Source organism: Paraburkholderia phytofirmans (genome assembly GCF_046028095.1).
Taxonomy (GTDB): Bacteria; Pseudomonadota; Gammaproteobacteria; order Burkholderiales; family Burkholderiaceae; genus Paraburkholderia; species Paraburkholderia phytofirmans_A.
In genome coordinates, this window is the sequence record NZ_JAQQDJ010000001.1 from 464,847 (window position 1) to 479,208 (window position 14,362).

Sequence of the window (14,362 nt, forward strand, 5' to 3'; positions counted from 1 at the left end):
CCTGGTGAGGTAGGTGTATTTGCTTTTAATTTCTCCTGCCGGCCAGCGTTGATCTGCCCCACCGGACGTGCCGATTATTCCATCCAGAATTATTATCGGTCAATCACTAATAATATTAATTATTGGCTTTTTTGCCTCGGTAATTACCCTGACCGAGCCGCGTTCGACGAGCGGACCGTCAAGCTTCACCATGCGATGCCGGACCGGCGCGCCGGCGGCCCGATTGTGTTCTTCCTGCAGTAAGGTCTCGACGGCCCAGCGTCCCAGTTCGTAGTTCGGCAGCACGACCGTCGAGAGCGGCGGATGCGTGTGGCGGGCGATTTCCTGGTCGTCGTAGCCGAGCACCGAAACGTCTTCGGGCACGCGCAGGCCGAGTTGCTTCAATGCTTCGATCGCGCCGATGGCGGTGAGGTCGTTGGCGCAGAAAATCGCCGTCGGCGGATTGGGCTCGCGCATGAGCGACAGCGTCAGTTCGAAGCCGAGGCCCGAACTCCAGTCGCCGTCGCGCACCATTTCCGGGGCGAAGGGCAAATCGGCGGTGGCGAGCGCGGTGCGGTAGCCTTTCAGGCGATCCTTCGACGCGTCCTGCCAGGGTTCGCCGTTGATATAGCCAATGCGCCGATGTCCGGACTGCAGCAGATAGTCGGTCGCCAGATGGCCGCCGGCCACCTCGGCGGGCACCACCGACGAAAAGCCGCCTTCGCCCGTATAGCAGTTCAGCAGCACCGTCGGCACCTGCGACAGCGCCGCCGGCGGCGTCACCTTGCGCGTGTAGACGGTCGCGTAGATCACGCCGAACACGTGCGGATTCGACAGCGTGGTGTCCAACACCTGCTTCTCGATGTCGGCGTTGCCGTGCGTCGAATAGACCGCCAGCATCTTGCCGCTTGCATAGGCGGCATCGCGCGCGCCGTCGATGTTCACGACCGGATGCGGACTGGTGGAAATCTCGTCGGCGAGATAGACGATCAGATTGCGTTCATCGGCCGAAGACGACACCGGCTCGCGCAGCGAGAGCCGGTAGCCGAGATCGTGCGCGGCCTTCAGCACCTTGTTGCGGGTAGTCTCCGAGAACTTCGCGCCGGTCGCGTTGTTCAGCACCAGCGAGACAGTCGATTGCGACACGCCCGTGAGCTTGGCGATGTCGGTCATGGTCGGACGGCGTTGAGTCGATTTTTTCATTGTGCGGGCCGCTGCAGCGGCGCTAAAGCTGGGGCGTGCCGGGGGCATCCTGGTGCCTGACGGTACCACTAATAATATGCGCGCGGCAACGCGCGGTAACCCGTCATTTGGGAGGCCTGCATCGCCTGATGCACGACACGCACCCGACAGGTTTATTACTAATAATATTGACGATCGTGCTTTGTCGTGCGATTCTCGGTCGCGCGGATTCCGACAATCCGCCGGCCGCGTGCTGTGCGCGGCACGTCACAGGAGACACCAATGCGCGTTCATGCCGCCATCCGCCAGAGGCACCGCCTTTTCTGACCATGCGCGACGTTTCCTTGAATTCGATCCGACCGTCCGCGACCGGACTTCTCTGGCTCGACGATCCCGCGGTCGTGGCCTCGGTCGTCACGCTTTCGGCCGGCGCGCTGCGTGCCGTGATCGCGCCCGAAGTGGGCGGCGCGCTGGCGGCCTTCTATGAAACGACGCCCGATGGCCCGTTGCACTGGTTGCGGCCGGCCTCGACCGCGGCGTTCATCGAACGCGATCCGCTGCGCATGGCGAGCTTTCCGCTGTTCCCCTACTGCAACCGGATTCGCGACGCGCGTTTCGAATTCGACGGCCGCACGATCGATCTCGCCGGCAACGACACGCGTTTTGCCCACGCGCTACATGGCAACGCGTGGCGGCATCCGTGGCAAGTGGGGGCGCGTACTGAAAGCTCGGTTGAACTGCACTTCGAACACGAACCGGATGCCCGCATACCCGGCGACTGGCCGTTTCGCTATCGCGCGCAGCAGCGTATCGAGTTGAGCGGCGGCGCATTGCGCATCACGTTGTCCGCGCAAAACCTGGCCGCGCAGCCGATGCCGTTCGGCATGGGGCATCACCCGTACTATCCGCGCACCGCGCAGACCCGCGTGTACGCCGAAGTGAAAGCCATGTGGCACGCCGACGCCGATGTCTTGCCGACGCATCTCGGCCCGCACCCCGCGGTGAATGCGTTGCGCGAAGGCATGTCGCCGGAAGCGTTCGATCTCGACAACAACTTCGCGAACTGGTCGCGCGAGGCGACCATTGCGTGGCCCGACGAACACCGTCGATTGACGATGACCGCCGACGCCTCGTTCGATCACATGGTGATATTCGCGCCCGCCAACGACCCGCAACTGTGCGTGGAACCCGTGACGAACACCACGGATTGCTTCAACGCGGTAGGCCCGCGCGAGCATGTGGGCGGCTGCGTGTTGCAGCCGGGCGAAGAGATCGCCGCGACGGTGAGATGGACGCCGCACAAGGACTAACGTGCGGCGCGTTCGCTCGGGTTCGAGTCTATTCGACCCGCAAGCGCGCCATATACGGCAAGTGATCCGAGAGCCACGCGGTTTCCTGCGTCGGCTGGATCCACTCGATCGGCTTCATGCCGCGCACGAACATCTTGTCGAGCGCGAGTGCGGGCGAGAAAGCCGGAAAGGTACGGCCCGACTCGCCGAGCAGCGTGGCTACTTCCTGCAAACCATGTTCGCCGAAGAGCGGCACGGAATCGTTGCGCCAGTCGTTGAAGTCGCCGGCGAGCACCAGCGGACCCTCCGGCGCTTCCTTTGCGATCCAGTGCGCGATCCAGTTCATCTGACGCAAGCGGGCCGAGCGTGTAAGCGCAAGATGCGCGCACAGCAGCGTGACTGAGTGACCACCGAAAGTCGCGCGCGCCACCAGCAAACCGCGCTTTTCGAAGCGATGCGCGGAGATATCCCAGCGTCCGCCGAGATCGAGCGGATGCGGCGACAAAATCGCATTGCCATGCCGCCACGACGGTTTGAAGACGTTCGGTCCGAGCGCGATTTCGAGTTCGAGCGCGCGCGCGATTTCCGTGGCCTGGCAATGCCAGACATCGCTCAACGGATCGGCGAGCGGCGAGCCGAAACTGCTCGCCAATACCGGCGACGGCATGCGCCGCGCCATCGCTTCCTGTAAAAAATAGGCGTCCGCGTGGGTCGATTGCACCCAGCGTTGCATGGCCTGCCAGGCCTGAAAGCCGAGCGGTGTGCGGCCTTTATGCAGGTTCCAGCTCACCGCAACGAAATCTTTGGGCGCTACGCTCTCGCGGATCAATTCTTCGGGGTTTCGCATGCCGCGTTGTCCACGTGTTCTGGTTGGGGGCGTTGGTTAGTCGCGTGCTGTTTGCGTGTTCGCTCGCGTGTGCTTTGCATCGGTTCGATCAGTTTGCCGTGGTTGCGCTGTCCGCGAGACTTGCACGCACGCGGTAGACCAGGTTCGGGTCTTTGTCGACGATGGTCCAGGTGGCCCATTGCCCCGTCGCCACCTTCAGACCCGGATGGCTCGCGCTCACCTGACGCGGTTGCGGCGGCAGCTTGCAGCCGGTGTCGGTTTGCCGCGCGGCGTCTTCCTCGAACGTTTCCTGCGCGTCGATCGACATGGTGACGCCGCTCGCATCCGCCTGCAGCGGCGAGACGGTCAGCGTGCGCGCCAGATCGATACCGCCGGCCGGCCGATCCTTGCAGCCGACGTTATGCTGCACCATCTTATGATGCGTGTCCGTGCGCGCCTGGCCGACGGTGGTGGTGCCGTCGAACGCGTCGATTTGCTGGCCGTCGCGCATGACCTGCAACTGCCATTGCACGACCTGCTGCGCCGGCCGTTGTGGTGTGCTTTGCGGTGCGCTCTGTGATGCGCTCTGTTGTGCATTCGCAAGCAACGAAGTGCCGAGCAACACAGCCACGATACTGGTTTTCCACATAGAAGAATTCTCCGGTCACGAGATCCGGCCGCTTGGTCAGAAGGCCATCTTACCCCTGATGGGCGCAACGCCTTTCTGACACTTCAAACGGGGCCGGGTTCAGCAACAATCCATTTCAGATAAGGCTACGAATCACCAAAAACAACCCGCTGTTAGCAGCAGAGTGGCGAGACTGCTGGCTTGCACGCGAATATGTCCTCGTTACACTGGACTTGAAACGGCGCCATACAAGGAGCCGCAGCAGCAAGACCAGCCAGACGGGGTGAGCGATGACAACAGCAATGGTCAAACAAGAAATCGCCGTGGCGTCTTTCAGCAGGGTGTACGACCTCGATCAGGTCGAGACCGCGCTGAACGATCTCGGTGAAGGCGCGAACGAGGCACTGCGCGCAACCTACGAAAAGATGCTGAAGACCGGCAATATGCGCTTTTGCGTGAAGCCGAACCGCATGCCGTCGATCGACGATCTGATCGATGCGCTGCCCAACTTTTCCGCGCCACTCGACGACATTCGCAAGCAGGTCGCCTTATGTCTCGAGACGGAAGACCGGCTCGAACTGATGCCGATCCTCCTGCTCGGCGACCCCGGCATCGGCAAGACTCACTTCGCCAAGCAGTTGGCGCGCCTGCTCGGCACCGCGTATCAATACGTAGCGATGAGTTCGCTGACGGCGGGCTGGATTCTGTCGGGCGCCTCGTCGCAATGGAAGAACGCGAAGCCGGGCAAGGTGTTCGATGCGCTCGTGAACGGCAGTTACGCAAACCCCGTGATCGCCGTCGACGAAATCGACAAGGCCACGGGCGATTCACAATACGATCCGCTCGGCGCGTTGTATGCGCTGCTGGAACACGATACGGCGCAGACCTTCATCGACGAATTTGCGGAGATTCCGATCAACGCAGGGCATGTAATCTGGATCGCGACGGCGAACGACGAACGCTCGATTCCCGAGCCGATCCTGAACCGGATGAACGTGTATGAGATCCCGCCGCCGGATCGCGACGGCGCGCGCCGCATCGCGCAGGCGATCTACGACGAGATCCGCAACGCGCACAACTGGGGGCTGCGCTTTCCCGAGGTGCTGGGCGATGACGCGCTCGACGCGCTGATGCGGGCGTCGCCGCGTGAAATGCGCCGCGCGATTCTCAACGGCTTCGGCGCGGCGCGGATCGACGGGCGGAATCATGTCGAAGCGGGCGACATTCGCCTGGACCACGGAAACCGGCGAAAACCCATCGGTTTTTGAGCATTTTTGCCACTTTTTCGTAGCAAAGCCGCCTTTGGGCGGCTTTTTTGTGGCCAAAGGCAGAAATCTGCGCTCCAAACACAATGAATGTCGCGGCAATAATTGCTATTAATAAGACGCAGCCCGACAGTGCCTCGCATTCGTCCCACATACGAAGAAGCGAGCGCCGCAACCCCCGACGGCGTACACTAATTAAGTCCGGCCGCTACATATGAGACCCGCTCAAGACCGCATGCCCGCAGTCATTACCGACTGCGGGCATTTGTGTCTGTAAGGCGTCGTACAATTTTGAGTAGCGGTGGCGAATGGACAGGTGCGTTCGGCAGCGAGCGGTGTAAGGCGCGCGAAAGCCGCACCCTGTCTTCATCTTGATCGGGTGAACGAGGTAGCGCGCGGCGACGTTGGCCGCGTCAAGGGACATGGACCAAATCGAATGTGTAGTGATCGGCGCCGGCGTGATCGGTCTCGCGGTGGCGCGCGCACTGGCGGCGCGGGGCCGCGACGTCATCGTGCTGGAAGCGGCCGAAGCAATCGGCGTGGGCACCAGCTCGCGCAACAGCGAAGTGATTCACGCGGGCATCTACTATCCGCGCGGCTCGCTCAAAGCCGCGCTTTGCGTGCGCGGCCGCGAGATGCTCTACGACTACTGCGTCGAGCGTAACGTGCCGCATTCACGCTGCGGCAAATTGCTGGTCGCGACTTCGCGCAACCAGATTCCTCAGCTCGAAAGCATCATGGCCAAAGGCCGCGACAACGGTGTGCTCGACCTCATGCGAATCACCGGCGACCAGGCGCAGGCGCTCGAACCCGCGCTCGAATGTGTCGAAGCAGTGTTCTCGCCGCAGACGGGTATCGTCGATAGTCATCAATTCATGCTGGCGTTGCAGGGCGACGCTGAACGCGACGGCGCGGTATGTGCGTTTCACGCACCGGTCAAAGCGATCGAAGCGAGCAATGGCCGCTTCATCATCAACGTGGGCGGCGGCGCACCGACCACGATCAGCGCAGCGTGCGTGATCAACAGCGCTGGTTTGCAGGCGAATGCGTTGGCGCGCAGAATCCGCGGACTCGACGCGCGGCATGTGCCGCCGCTTTATCTCGCGCGCGGCAACTACTTCAGCATCTCGGGGCGCGCGCCATTCAGCCGCCTGATTTATCCGATGCCGAACGAGGCTGGCCTCGGCGTGCATCTGACCATCGACCTCGGCGGCCAGGCGCGTTTCGGTCCCGATGTCGAATGGGTCGATGCGATCAATTACGATGTCGATCCGCGTCGCGCGGAATCTTTTTATGCGGCGATTCGCGCCTACTGGCCCGCGCTTCCGGACGATGCATTGCAGCCCGCATATGCAGGGATTCGTCCGAAGCTATCCGGTCCCGGCGAACCCGCTGCCGACTTCGTGATTCAAGGTCCGGCTGCGCATGGTGTGCGTGGACTCGTCAATCTGTTCGGCATCGAGTCGCCGGGATTGACGGCGTCGCTCGCAATCGCGCAGCGAGTGTGCGAGTTGAGCGGACGCGCTTGAGTCGCGTGTGATTTGCGTGTGATTCGCAGCGACGGTCTCACTGCGAGCAGTCAAGTCGCGCGCGGTTCGCGGATCGCGCGTTTCACCGCGAGCGCTCAACTCGTCTGCGATCGATTCGCATTTCGCGCGACATTCAGCCGCGCAGCCGTACCAGTTCGGTTATCTCTATCATTTGGACCGTCACACGCGACGGCTTCATTGCTATCCTTGGGGACCGCTGTCACCAGAACGGCGATCAGTTCAATATAAATGGAGTGAGTCCCCATGAAACCTTCCCGTCGTACGTTTTTGATCACCAGCATTGGTGTGGCATCCACCTTCGCGCTGTCGCGCCAGGCATTCGCCGACGCACCGAAAGTCTCCGAAACCGATCCGACCGCGCAAGCACTCGGCTACAAAGAAGACGCCGCGAAAGTGGACAAGGCGAAATTCGCCAAGTACGCAGCAGGCCAGGACTGCGGCAACTGCAGCTTCTACCAAGGCAAGGCGACTGACCCCTACGCCGGCTGCCCGATGTTCGCCGGCAAGCAGGTCGCGAGCAAGGGTTGGTGCAGCGCATATAACAAGAAGGCCTGATTACCCGTCAGCCGCACCCGCCCTTAATGTTGCGCGAAATGCGCCGCAACATGGCAGGGCGCATTCGAGGTCCCATCATTCAGACGTCTGCCACCCCGCGTGGCAGACGTCTTTTTGTTGCTTGAAAACCGCTTGTGCGCTCTTTACACTCCAATGCGACTTCTACGGCTCGCGCTGTTTTTCTCGCTCGCGCTAATACGGCATTGCACTAAAACGACGCACTACAGGATACTTTTGGCAGGCTGGAGATCCGTATGACACCAGCGTCAAGGAGCCTTCATACGCGAGCCGTCGTCGCGGCTGTGATCGGCAATGCACTCGAGTGGTACGACTTCACCGTGTTCGGTTTTCTGACGGTGGTGATCGCCCAGTTGTTCTTCCCGGCTGGCAACGACTATTCGTCGTTGCTCCTCGCCACCGCGACGTTCGGCGTTGCGTTCGTCATGCGGCCGATCGGCGGCATCGTACTCGGACTCTACGCGGATCGCGCGGGACGCAAAGCGGCGTTGTCGCTCGTCATCGCTCTGATGACGCTCGGCATTCTGCTGCTGGCGATCGCACCGCCGTATTCGGCGATCGGCATCGGCGCGCCGTTGATGATCGTAGTCGGACGCTCGCTGCAAGGCTTTTCCGCCGGCGGGGAGTTCGGCAGCTCGACGGCGTTGTTGATCGAAGCTGCGCCGTTTTCGAAGCGCGGCTTCTACGGCAGTTGGCAGATGGCGAGTCAGGCAGCGGCGCTGCTGCTCGGCGCGCTGGTGGGCGCATTGATCACGCGCGGACTGTCGCCCGAGGCGTTGAAATCCTGGGGCTGGCGCGTGCCGTTCATTCTGGGTTTGATCATCGGGCCGATCGGTTTTTATATCCGCCGGCATCTCGCGGATTCGGAAGCGTTTCTGCTCGCGCAAAAAACCGCGCGGCGCGCGACGCTCGGCGAAGTCTTCAGAACTCACACCCGCGACGTGCTCTGCGGACTCGGCTCGGTGATCGCACTCACGGTGACGATTTACGTGCTGATCAGCTATCTGCCGACCTTCGCGGTCAATCAACTCAAGTTGCCCTACGCGCAATCCTTTTACGCGGTGATCGTCGGCAATCTGCTGTTGACGGTGCTCTCGCCATTGGCCGGTGCATGGTCGGACCGGATCGGGCGCAAGGGGCTGTCGCTGTGGTCGCTGGTGATTACGCTTGTGATCATCTATCCGTTGTTTGCATGGCTCGCGGCGGAGCCGAGCGTGTCGAAACTGATTCTCGTGCAGGCGTTGCTGTCGATCACGCTGTCCGGCTATTACGGACCGTTCGGCGCGCTGATCGCGGAGCTGTTTCCGGCGAACGTGCGCTCGACCGGTTTATCGCTCGCCTACAACATCGCGGTGATGGTGTTCGGCGGCTTCGGGCCGTTTGTCGTGACGTGGCTGATCAACACAACCGGCTCGCCGCTCGCGCCGACTTACTACGTGATGGGCGGACTGGCGTTGTCGATCGTCGCGGTGGCCTGCATTCCGGGCAAGCGCCACGCGGATCTCGACGCGCATCGCAAGCCGGCCTGAACGGCGGCGCGGTTTGCGTCGGGCTTCGATGCAAGACTGCGGGCTCGCGTGGTCAGCTCGCTTCTCTGCGGCACTGTCCGCTCGCCACCGTCAGTGTCTTCGCCTAGTTGCGTGCCTGTATCAACGGCGGCCGCTTGTCGAACCACGGCCGTGCCGTTTCGAGTTGCGCGGCCAGACGCAGAAGCGTCGTTTCGCCGCCGACGCGCGCCGCAAATTGCACGCCGATCGGCAGCCCACGCGCATTCCAGTAGAGCGGCACCGACATCGCAGGCTGGCCGCTCAGGTTAAACAATTCCGTGCAACCCGCCCACGTAAATGCCTTCTTCGAGGCTTCCGCCAGCACCTTTTTCAGCAGCGCTTCGAGCGGCATGGTGGTGACGGCGCGCATCTGCATCCGCTCCGCAGAAGTGGGCTGCATCTCGCCGATCTTGATCGGCGGCGCGGCGAGCGTGGCGCACAGAATCACGTCGTAGCGATTCAGCAGATCGGTGAGCCGTTCGGTGATGCGGCGCTGTTCTTCGAGCGCGGCGGGCAGGCCGCGTTCGCCGAGTTTGCGTCCCACATGCGCCATCGTCCACGTCGAAATTTCGAACTCGGCGCGCAATGGTTTGCGGCCGCTGATGCGCTCGGCGTTCAGCACCAGATCTTCCGCGGTCACGGACCAGAGCGTGAGGAACGCATGACGAACCGCCGCGAAGTCGATGCCGAGCGACACCGGTTCGATGTTGTGGCCGAGCGAGCTGGCGAGTTGCGCGGCGTCGTCGAGCGCGGCGCGCGCGTCGGCGGAAAGCGACGGCGCCAGCATCGGCTCGGTGACGTACGCGATATTCAGCGGCTTGCACGGCTCGCGGCTTGCGCTCAGAAACGTGCCCGGCGCGCCGAGCGGCCGGTCGACATTGCCGCCAAGCAGATCGAGCAGCAACGCACTGTCGCGCACACTGCGCGACACCGCGTGATCGACGCCGAGTTCACCGGCCGCTACCGCCGCGGTCGCGCGCGGTACACGCCCGCGTGACGGTTTGAGGCCGAAGAGTCCGCAGCATGACGCGGGGATGCGGATCGAGCCGCCGCCATCCGACGCATGCGCGAGCGGCACGATACCCGCGGCAACCGCCGCCGCGGCGCCGCCGCTCGAGCCGCCAGGCGTATGGTCGAGATTCCACGGATTGCGGCACGCGCCGAACAGTTCGGGCTCCGTATAAGGCATCTGCCCGAGTTCGGACGTGCTGGTCTTGGCGAAGATGTTGAGGCCGGCCGCTTTCGCCAGCGCGACCACGGGCGCGTCTTCGGTGGGAGTGAAATGGCGGTAGTGGCGGCTGCCCATGGCCATGCGCAGTCCGGCGACCGGCGCGCCGAGATCCTTGATCAGATACGGCACGCCGGCGAGCGCGGTTTGCGCGCTGACGCCATCGGCATTGTTTGCGCCGTTCGCGCGGCTCGCGTCGTCGCGTGAAGCGCGTTGACGGGCTGCATCGTAGTCCTTCAGGACAATCGCATTGATCGCAGGATTGACCGCTTCCGTGCGTGAAATCGCGATGTCGAGCAACTCGCGCGCGCTTGCTTCGCGCTTGCGTACCAGTTCGGCGAGGCCGGTGGCGTCATGGGCGAGATAGTCTGAATGCACGACGAATGAGCCCTCGCTATCGAGTATTGAATCGGCCGGCAGTCCATGCGCGCGATGAACCGCGCCGCGAGGTTTCGTCGCCCGGATTGATTGCCGCACATGGAAAAGACGGCGTGCCGCTGACACGCCGTCTCTAAGAGAGTAACTGAGTTACGCGCGCGAGTTACTGGCGCCAATGAAAAGCGCCAACAAAAAAGCGCAATAGGCGCGCGCGATCCGTCGACGCGAACAGCGGCACACAGAAATTCGCTCCGCTAAAACCGCGCCAACTAAAAAGCCACGCTTTACAGACGTTCGCCGAGGAACGTCAGCGTGCGGCCATGCGCCAATGCGGCGGCGCGCTGGTTATACGACGCGCGGTCCGAACAGTTGAAGCCGTGATCGGCGTTCGGATAGATGTGGAATTCGGCGTCCGTGCGGCCGGCGAAGCGTTCCTGAATCTCACCGACAGCCGACACCGGGATATGGGCGTCGAGTTCGCCGTAGTGGAACTGCATCGGCACCTTGATCTTCGCGGCTTCGTCGAGCTGGTTCTGGATGCCGCCGCCGTAGTAGGCGACCGCGCCGTCGAGCGTGCCTTGCGCCGCGGCCAGATACGCGAGCCGGCCGCCGAAACAGAAGCCGATCGCCGCGACCTTGCCGGTCACTTCCGGCATCGCGCGTAGCGCCGCAGCCGCTGCGCCGATATCGGACACGGCTTCGTCGACCTTGAGTTTCTGCATCAGTTCGATGCCCTTCTCGCGATCGGCGCCGTCGTACGTCAATTCCACGCGCGGTTGCACGCGCCAGAACACGTCCGGTGCGAGCGCCACGTAGCCGTCTTGCGCGTACTGATCCGCGACCGAGCGGATATGGCTGTTCACGCCGAAGATTTCCTGAATGATGATGACGGCCGGTCCCTTGCCGCCTTTGGGCAACGCCAGGTAGCCGCCGAAACTGTCGTTGCCGGCGGGAATGTCGATCCATCGGGAAGTGGTGCTCATGTTGCTCTCCATTGACTCGCGCGCGGCTCGCGCGAGGTCGGTCCGAGTGAAGGCCAGAGGCCTGAATGCCTGAAGCGGGGCGGTCAGTTTGCCATCAAAAGAAACGCCGTGCAGCGCGGCCCCGTGAGGCGGAAATCTCGTAAGGCGATTGAAACGTTCTCGATAATTCATTTTTCCCGCGCGGGCCGCCTCGGTACATTAAAGCGTGTTAGCTCGCTCACATGGCGAGCGCATTGACGGGAAAGGAATCCATCATGAGTGAAGGCAGTTTTGTGACGCCGTTTGCTGAGCGTTTCGGGTTGCGTGTGCCGGTCGTGCAGGCGCCGATGGCGGGCGGCGCGACGACGCCGGCAATGGTGGCCGCGGTATCGAATGCCGGCGGTCTGGGTTTTCTGGCGGGCGCGGCGCTCTCACCCGAGAAGATCGCGAGCGAAGTCGCGGCGATTCGCGCGCTGACGGATCGTCCGTTCGGCGTGAATCTGTTCGTGCTCGAACCGGCCACGCCCGACGACGCGACCGTGCGTACCGCACTCGAAGCCATCAATCCCGTGCGCCACGATCTCGGTTTGCCGCCGGGCGCTCCGCTTGCACGCTACGCGCCGGATTTCCGCGCGCAACTGGACATGCTGATCGAATTGCGCGTGCCGCTGGCGAGTTTCACATTCGGCTCGCTCCCGGCCGACGACGTCGCTCGTCTTCACGCAAACGGTCTATATGTAATAGGCACCGCGACGCATGCCGCCGAAGGTGTGGCCTGGCGCGACGCGGGCGCCGATGCGATTGTCGCGCAAGGCGCGGAGGCGGGCGCGCATCGCGGCACATTCATCGGCGCATTCGAAGATGCGCTGGTCGGCACGCTCGCGCTCGTGCCGCAACTCGTCGACGCGACCGGGCTGCCGGTGCTCGCCGCCGGCGGCATCATGGATGGACGCGGCATCGTCGCCGCGCTTGCGCTCGGCGCGCAAGCCGCGATGATGGGCACCGCGTTTCTCACCTGTCACGAAAGCGCGATCCCGGAGATATGGAAAACCCGCGTGCGCTCCACGTCCGACACGTCAACGTCGGTCACGCGCGCGATCACCGGCCGCCATGCCCGCGGCATACGCAATCCGTTGATGCAGCGTTTGAGCGAAGCGGCGCAGAAGATCGCGCCGTATCCGGTGCAAAACGCGTTGACGCAGGAGTTGCGGCAAACCGCGAGCCGCGCGGAAAACGGCGACTATCTCTCGCTATGGTCGGGGCAAGGCGCGCCTTTGGGCCGCGCCCGCCGCGAAGGTCTCGGCGCCGCCGAACTGATGGGCCAACTCGAACACGAATGGCGCGAGGCGGCCGCGCGCATCGCTGCGTTCAATCAGTGATTCAACACGCTCCGGACGGCGTCCGGACGTGCCTCTTTTTCAAGCACGAAGCCTATTCGGATGATTAACGGTTTAACACGCTAAAAGCTTTAGGCCGTGCAGTTAGACGAAAGCCTCACATAGCGGAAACCCGCATGGGCTGGTGCTTTCCAGTCACTCCCTCCAGTCTGGATCGGTGCCTGTTGGATAAACGCTATTAGTGTTCATCCCACTTCCTCAAAAAAGCCCCACAAATTAATTTGATGGCCTACACTTGCGCGCAAGTACGGTTTGCCGCCTGCCACAAACAGTCCGGTGAGCGTGCTGGCCAAGTGCATGAACGATGCAACCGGCGTGGTCGTCCACGGGACTGAGCGACACGTGTTGGGGAAGCGGGGGCACAGGGCGATTACGTTGTTTTTGGGACCGAAACTGGAGACTTACATGAACATCAAGATTCAAAAGCTGTTGCCGATCAGCGCTGCGGCGATGCTGTTCGCGACGTTGGCAACTTCGGCTGCAGCCGACACGGTCGTCAAGATCGGTCACGTTGCACCGCTGACTGGCGGTATCGCTCACCTGGGTAAAGACAACGAAAACGGCGCGCGCCTGGCAGTTGAAGAAATCAACGCCAAGGGCCTGACGATCGGTGGCCAGAAAATCACGCTGCAACTCGATCCGCAAGACGATGCAGCCGACCCGCGCACGGCAACTCAAGTCGCCCAGAAACTGGTCGACGACAAGGTCGTTGCAGTGGTTGGCCACTTGAATTCGGGCACGTCGATTCCGGCTTCGAAGATCTATAGCGATGCAGGCATCGTGCAGATCTCGCCGTCGGCAACGAACCCGGCCTACACGCAACAAGGTTTCAAGACGACGTACCGCGTCGTGGCGACCGATGCGCAACAAGGTCCGGCACTGGCTAACTACGCAGCCAAGGGTCTGAAAGTGAAGAGCGTCGCGATCGTCGACGACTCGACCGCTTACGGCCAGGGTCTGGCAAACGAATTCGAAAAGACGGCGAAATCGCTGGGCCTGAACGTGATGTCGCATGACGCGACGAACGACAAGGCTGTCGACTTCCGCGCGATTCTGACGAAGATCAAGGGCGAAAACCCGGACGCGATCATGTACGGCGGCATGGACGCCACCGGCGGCCCGTTCGCCAAGCAAGCCAAGCAGCTCGGCCTGCGCGCGAAGGTGCTGGCAGGCGACGGCGTGTGTACCGACAAGCTGTCGGACCTGGCTGGCGACGCAACCGACAACATCGTCTGCTCGGAAGCCGGTATGGCGCTCGAGAAGATGGCTGGCGGCTCGGCGTTCCTCGCCAAGTATCAGAAGCGTTTCGGTCAGCCGATCCAGATCTACGCTCCGTTCACGTATGACGCTGTGTACATCATCGTCGACGCTATGAAGCGTTCCAACTCGACCGATCCGGCGAAGATCCTGGCAGCAATGCCGAGCACGGATTACAAGGGTGTGATCGGTGAAACCACGTTCGACTCGAAGGGCGACCTTCAGCACGGCGTGATCTCGCTGTACAACTACAAGTCGGGCAAGAAGACGCTGCTCGACGTAGTGAAGATGTAAAAATCGC

12 protein-coding genes are annotated in these 14,362 nt (G+C 62.4%); 7 read left to right on the forward strand and 5 right to left on the reverse strand.

Annotation, left to right across the window (positions count from 1 at the left end; all coding sequences use genetic code 11):
• Window positions 1-99: 99 nt before the first annotated feature.
• Window positions 100-1,152, reverse strand: coding sequence for a LacI family DNA-binding transcriptional regulator (locus PQR54_RS02095; protein ID WP_408244240.1), 1,053 nt, complete (start codon window positions 1,150-1,152; stop codon window positions 100-102).
• A 338-nt stretch (window positions 1,153-1,490) separates the two neighbouring features.
• On the opposite strand from PQR54_RS02095, the gene PQR54_RS02100 reads away from it, so the two are divergent.
• Entirely contained in the window at window positions 1,491-2,471 is a 981-nt protein-coding gene (locus PQR54_RS02100) for an aldose 1-epimerase (protein WP_408244241.1), read from the forward strand.
• A gap of 28 nt (window positions 2,472-2,499) precedes the next feature.
• Here the strand turns inward: PQR54_RS02100 and PQR54_RS02105 are convergent, their stop codons facing one another.
• Together PQR54_RS02105 and PQR54_RS02110 are read right to left on the reverse strand one after the other, a co-directional pair.
• Window positions 2,500-3,297, reverse strand: coding sequence for an endonuclease/exonuclease/phosphatase family protein (locus PQR54_RS02105; RefSeq protein WP_012431452.1), 798 nt, complete (start codon window positions 3,295-3,297; stop codon window positions 2,500-2,502).
• An 88-nt stretch (window positions 3,298-3,385) separates the two neighbouring features.
• Window positions 3,386-3,925 carry a hypothetical protein gene (locus PQR54_RS02110; protein WP_408243867.1) on the reverse strand — a complete coding sequence of 180 codons (540 nt, stop codon included), beginning with the start codon at window positions 3,923-3,925 and terminating at the stop codon, window positions 3,386-3,388.
• 269 nt (window positions 3,926-4,194) lie between these two features.
• Here PQR54_RS02110 and PQR54_RS02115 point away from each other — a divergent pair, with 269 nt between their 5' ends.
• The 4 genes from PQR54_RS02115 to PQR54_RS02130 all read left to right on the forward strand — a co-directional run bounded on the left by PQR54_RS02115 (window position 4,195) and on the right by PQR54_RS02130 (window position 8,821).
• Window positions 4,195-5,172, forward strand: coding sequence for an AAA family ATPase (locus PQR54_RS02115; RefSeq protein ID WP_408243868.1), 978 nt, complete (start codon window positions 4,195-4,197; stop codon window positions 5,170-5,172).
• Window positions 5,173-5,591: 419 nt separating this feature from the next.
• Window positions 5,592-6,698 (forward strand): NAD(P)/FAD-dependent oxidoreductase, encoded by a 1,107-nt coding sequence (locus PQR54_RS02120; RefSeq protein WP_106283896.1) that lies wholly within the window; start codon window positions 5,592-5,594, stop codon window positions 6,696-6,698.
• A gap of 264 nt (window positions 6,699-6,962) precedes the next feature.
• Window positions 6,963-7,274, forward strand: coding sequence for a high-potential iron-sulfur protein (locus PQR54_RS02125; protein ID WP_408243869.1), 312 nt, complete (start codon window positions 6,963-6,965; stop codon window positions 7,272-7,274).
• 254 nt (window positions 7,275-7,528) lie between these two features.
• Window positions 7,529-8,821 carry an MFS transporter gene (locus PQR54_RS02130; RefSeq protein ID WP_408243870.1) on the forward strand — a complete coding sequence of 431 codons (1,293 nt, stop codon included), beginning with the start codon at window positions 7,529-7,531 and terminating at the stop codon, window positions 8,819-8,821.
• Between the two features lie 103 nt (window positions 8,822-8,924).
• On the opposite strand, the gene PQR54_RS02135 is transcribed toward PQR54_RS02130, so the two are convergent.
• Both PQR54_RS02135 and PQR54_RS02140 read right to left on the reverse strand, forming a co-directional pair.
• On the reverse strand, window positions 8,925-10,445 hold the full coding sequence (locus tag PQR54_RS02135) for an amidase (RefSeq protein WP_408243871.1): 1,521 nt from the start codon (window positions 10,443-10,445) through the stop codon (window positions 8,925-8,927).
• A gap of 284 nt (window positions 10,446-10,729) precedes the next feature.
• Complete coding sequence (locus PQR54_RS02140) at window positions 10,730-11,428, reverse strand: dienelactone hydrolase family protein (protein ID WP_408243872.1); 699 nt, start codon at window positions 11,426-11,428, stop codon at window positions 10,730-10,732.
• Window positions 11,429-11,682: 254 nt separating this feature from the next.
• Between PQR54_RS02140 and PQR54_RS02145 the strand changes: the two genes are divergently transcribed.
• Entirely contained in the window at window positions 11,683-12,786 is a 1,104-nt protein-coding gene (locus PQR54_RS02145; RefSeq protein ID WP_408243873.1) for an NAD(P)H-dependent flavin oxidoreductase, read from the forward strand.
• Window positions 12,787-13,209: 423 nt separating this feature from the next.
• A complete protein-coding gene (locus tag PQR54_RS02150; RefSeq protein ID WP_106302606.1) occupies window positions 13,210-14,355 on the forward strand; it encodes a branched-chain amino acid ABC transporter substrate-binding protein in 1,146 nt (381 codons plus the stop codon).
• Window positions 14,356-14,362: the final 7 nt, after the last annotated feature.